At 64.8% G+C, this 3,987-nt stretch carries 4 protein-coding genes; 3 read left to right on the top strand and 1 reads right to left on the bottom strand.

All coding sequences use genetic code 11. From position 1 onward, the window contains the following. Positions 1-970 (top strand): tyrosine-protein kinase family protein (locus EOA27_RS25955; RefSeq protein WP_145970532.1); only part of this gene is annotated, 970 nt, incomplete at its 5' end. Between the two features lie 181 nt (positions 971-1,151). Further along, positions 1,152-1,586: a peptidylprolyl isomerase gene (locus EOA27_RS25960; protein WP_126082873.1), complete on the top strand. Its 435-nt coding sequence runs from the start codon at positions 1,152-1,154 to the stop codon at positions 1,584-1,586. A gap of 19 nt (positions 1,587-1,605) precedes the next feature. Here the strand turns inward: EOA27_RS25960 and EOA27_RS25965 are convergent, their stop codons facing one another. Then, positions 1,606-2,835 carry a GNAT family N-acetyltransferase gene (locus EOA27_RS25965; protein ID WP_126082872.1) on the bottom strand — a complete coding sequence of 410 codons (1,230 nt, stop codon included), beginning with the start codon at positions 2,833-2,835 and terminating at the stop codon, positions 1,606-1,608. Positions 2,836-2,926: 91 nt separating this feature from the next. Here EOA27_RS25965 and EOA27_RS25970 point away from each other — a divergent pair, with 91 nt between their 5' ends. Then, positions 2,927-3,985 (top strand): polysaccharide deacetylase family protein, encoded by a 1,059-nt coding sequence (locus EOA27_RS25970; RefSeq protein WP_126082871.1) that lies wholly within the window; start codon positions 2,927-2,929, stop codon positions 3,983-3,985. Positions 3,986-3,987 lie beyond the last annotated feature (2 nt).

Raw genomic sequence — 3,987 nt, forward strand, 5'->3', positions numbered from 1 at the left:
GCCTTATTTCCCCAAGATCGGGCCGATCACCGGGGCCGCCGCCGCCGCTTCTCTGCTGCTGATGGCGATCGGCACGCTGCTTGGCGAGTTGTTCTCCGGCCGCGCCATGCGTCCGGCCGCTGGCGCCCGCTTCACCGATATCGAGCAGGTGGCAATGCCTATCGCGCGCACGGAACCGGCGATCGATGACGAAGGTCGTGCGTTTGCTCCTTACGAGGAAGCCTCGGCAGGTCATTCCATCGCGGAAGCGGAACTCCCAAGGCCGGCCGAGAGCGAGCCGGTGGAGGTTCATGCCCCCGCTGCCAGACCCGCTGAGTCCGTTGTCCGGCCTTCTGAACCCCGCGGATCGGCGCCCGAGCCGCGCCAATCCCGGCTCGGCGAGATCGATGTCGACAAGGCGGCGGAGAAGCTGATCGCTTCGGGCGCGGCGCGCGCGATCTTCGTGTCGCCCGAAGGCGACGAGGCGGCCGCGTCCGCCGTGCTGGTGGCGCGCGAAGTCTCCGACGCCGGCCTGCGTGTGCTTTTGCTCGATCTAACCGCGTCGGGCGCGGCATCGCGGCCGATGCTGGACTCGAGCCTCTTCCCCGGCATCACCAATCTTCTAGCCTCCGAGGCGCAGTTCAGCGACGTCATCCATCCCGATCTCTATTCGGATGCGCATGTCATTCCGGTCGGCACCGCCGACCCGGTCCGCGCCATGCGCGCCGCCGACCGGCTGCCCATCATCATGCAGTCACTGACCACGGCCTACGATCTCGTCGTTGTCGAATGCGGCCCGGCCGACGCGCAAGGCATCAGCCGCCTGGTCGGCGATGGCACCGAAGTCTTCCTGTCGATGCTGGAAGCCGACGACCAGGTGACCCAGGCTGCGGTGAAGCTGATCGAGAACGGCTATCCCGACGTCACGCTGGTCACGCCGGTCGGTCATGAGCCGGGAGATCCATTGCCCGGGCGCCGGTCGGCTGCATAAGGCCGGAGGCCGACAAGGCTGTCCCGCGTTGCCGCTTCATTTCTCGGCGGCTCCCGCACTTTACATTGGCGGCAAGGCTCCTAGTTTCGATGTTTCGCGCTGCGCATTCTGATGCGTGGATGATCGAGAGCGGGACCGAAATTCCTAGGCCGGCCCCCAAAACTCCCAAAGGATGGCTGCTATGACACAGGCCAAGAACGGCGACACCGTACGCATCAACTACACTGGGCGTCTGGTGGACGGCACCCAATTCGATTCTTCCGGCAATGAACCGCTGCAGTTTACACTCGGTGAAGGACAGGTAATTCCTGGTCTCGAAACCCATGTCGAGGGCATGGAGGTCGGCACAAAAAGCACCGTCACCGTTCCCGCTGACGCCGCCTATGGCCCTCATCGCCCCGAGGCGGTCGTAACCGTCGACCGCGCCGCCGTGCCGGCAAACATCGACGTCGATGTTGGCACCCGATTACAGGCCCGCACCCGTGAGGGACGTCCCATGCAAGTGACGGTCATCGGCGTCGACGACGCCAGCGTCAAGCTCGACGGCAATCATCCGTTGGCCGGAAAGGACCTGGTGTTCGACGTTGAATTGGTCGAGATCGTTCAGGCGGCGTAGCTAGCGACTCTCGCCGGGCCTAGCTGTCGTCCTCGGCCGGAGCGGGTGCTGCCTGTCCGGCAGCCTTGCGGCGCAGCATCTTGGTCAGCCTCCAGATCGTCGGGTTGTTCTTGATGAAGGCCTTCCCCCTCGCGCCTTGCCGCATCGCCGCGGCCAACGCGTGGCCCTTCAGCGTCAGTGGCGCGAGCACCTCGAAATGCTGGACCTCGATATCGCACCAAAGTCGCTTGTAAGCCTCGTCTCCGACCGAGAAATCATAGACGTCGAAACCGAGCTCGCAGGCTTCCTGGATGTTGTCGAAGAACAGGAAGTCGCCGGGGCTGGTGAAGGCGAGATCGTCCTCGGCGATGGCGCCGAACTCGCAGATCAGCCGCTTGCCGCAGCGGCTGGAGCCGGTCACCGCGCGCAGCTTTCCCGCCACCTCCAGGCCGTGCAGCAGGAAGGACGGCCTTTCCTCAGCCAGCGCATCGGTAAACAGCGCCCGGAAGAAGTCGCGCACCTGCCTGTCGCCGAAGACATTGGCGATGCCCATCTTGGCGAAACGCGCTTCCTTCATACCGAGGAAGGCGTCGAGCAGCCTGTCGACGTCCTCGCGGGTGCGGGCTTCGATCCGCCGGAAGGCGCCGACGGCTTCGAACTTGCGCGTCTGCGAGCGGTGCTTCTTGCGCTTGCGCTTGCCGCTCGCGCGCGACAGCAACGCGTCGAACCCGCCGTCGAGATCGACAGCGAGCGCAAGGTTCGGACTGGGGAAGCTGGGCAGCGCTGCGAGCGGGTTGACGACGCCATTGAGGTTGGGCAGCAGCCTTTCCAGCGAGATTAGGTCGATGTCTGGGCGCATCCTCGCGATCGCCTTGAACATTGAGCGGATCGCCGAAGCGTCGATGGCGGGCAGAAAGCGTGGATCAGCGGCGGCGAAATTGCCGTTGGCGTGACGCCCGCCCGCGAAACGGGCAATTTTGAACGGGCCGCGTCGCACGACTTCCAGCGCCAGCGAAAGCGCCGGGCGGGCATCACAAGTCAGCGTCGCGACAACCATGTCGGCGCCCGTCGCGGCTGCCCAGTTGTTCACCCAGGATGCGCTTTGCGCCGGCGCAAACAGCGCCGAGGCGCAGAATTGGATGTAATCGGCAAGGCCGGCGCCGTCGCTTGCGGTAGCGGCCCATCGACCCTGATCGGCTCGCATGGAGCGCGCGGAAATCTCGTTGGCCGCGACCCGGTTGCCGTCAAATGACGCGGCGGCGTCAACCATCCCTCAATCCTTAAGACGTATTGGTTCCGACTTGGGGGTTCGCATAGGCGAATGTCGTGCTTGGATGAGTCTAGGCGCAAAAGGTGAAGGAATGATCGACGGGGGCGAGGCAATCCGGAAACTGGCGTTGAACCTTGCCCGCTACTCCGGTCTGGCGCCCCTGGCGCGGCCGTTTGTCGGCGGCATCGGCGCCATCCTGATGCTGCACCGCGTCACCGCGACGCCGGAGAAGCCGAACGGCGTCAACCGGCATCTGAACATCGCTCCCGCCTTCCTCGACAGGCTCATCGCCGACATGAAGGGAAGGGGTTATGCCTTTGTTTCCCTTGATGAAGCGATCGAGCGCATCAAGATGGGTGGCAAAGGCGGCCAGTTCGCCACCATCACCGCCGACGACGCATATCGCGACAACATGACCGAGGCGCTTCCCGTGTTGGAAAAGCACGGCGCGCCGATCACCATCTATGTCGCCCCCGGCCTGATCGACGGCGCCGTCGATCTCTGGTGGGACGTCATCGAGGACATCGTCGACACCTGCTCGCGCCTGACGCTGACGATGGCGGGCAAGCCGAGGGCGATCGATTGCTCGACACGGGGCAGGAAGATCCAGGCCATCGCGCGGCTGAACGCTTGGCTGACCGTGGAAGTGCCCGAGGAGGAGCAGGGTGCGGCATTGCGCGAGCTTGCCCGATCGAACGGCTATGAATTCGGCACAGGCCGCCCATGCACCTTGATGAATTGGGATGAGCTCCGTGCCGTGGCCGCACACCCGCTGGTGACCATCGGCGCGCACACGGTCAATCATCGAAATTTGAAGCGGCTGTCCGAAGCCGATGCGCGCCATGAGATCGGCGACGTCCGCCGTATCCTTGAAGAAAGGCTCGGCGAGGAGCCGCGTCATTTCGCTTACCCTTACGGCTATGCCAGCGCTGTCGGCTGCCGCGAAGTGGGCTTCGCCCGCGACGCGGGCTACGTCTCGGCGGTGACCACGCGGCACGGCGTGCTGAGGGCCGAGCATGCCGGCTTCCTGCACGCGCTGCCGCGCATCTCCGTCAACGGCCGCTACCAGAGCGTGGCGCATATCCAAACGATGCTGTCCGGCATCACGACGCCGCTCGCCAATGCCGGCAAGATGGTGGTGACCATCTAGAC

The organism is Mesorhizobium sp. M2A.F.Ca.ET.037.01.1.1 (assembly GCF_003998075.1).
In the GTDB taxonomy this organism is placed as follows: Bacteria; Pseudomonadota; Alphaproteobacteria; order Rhizobiales; family Rhizobiaceae; genus Mesorhizobium.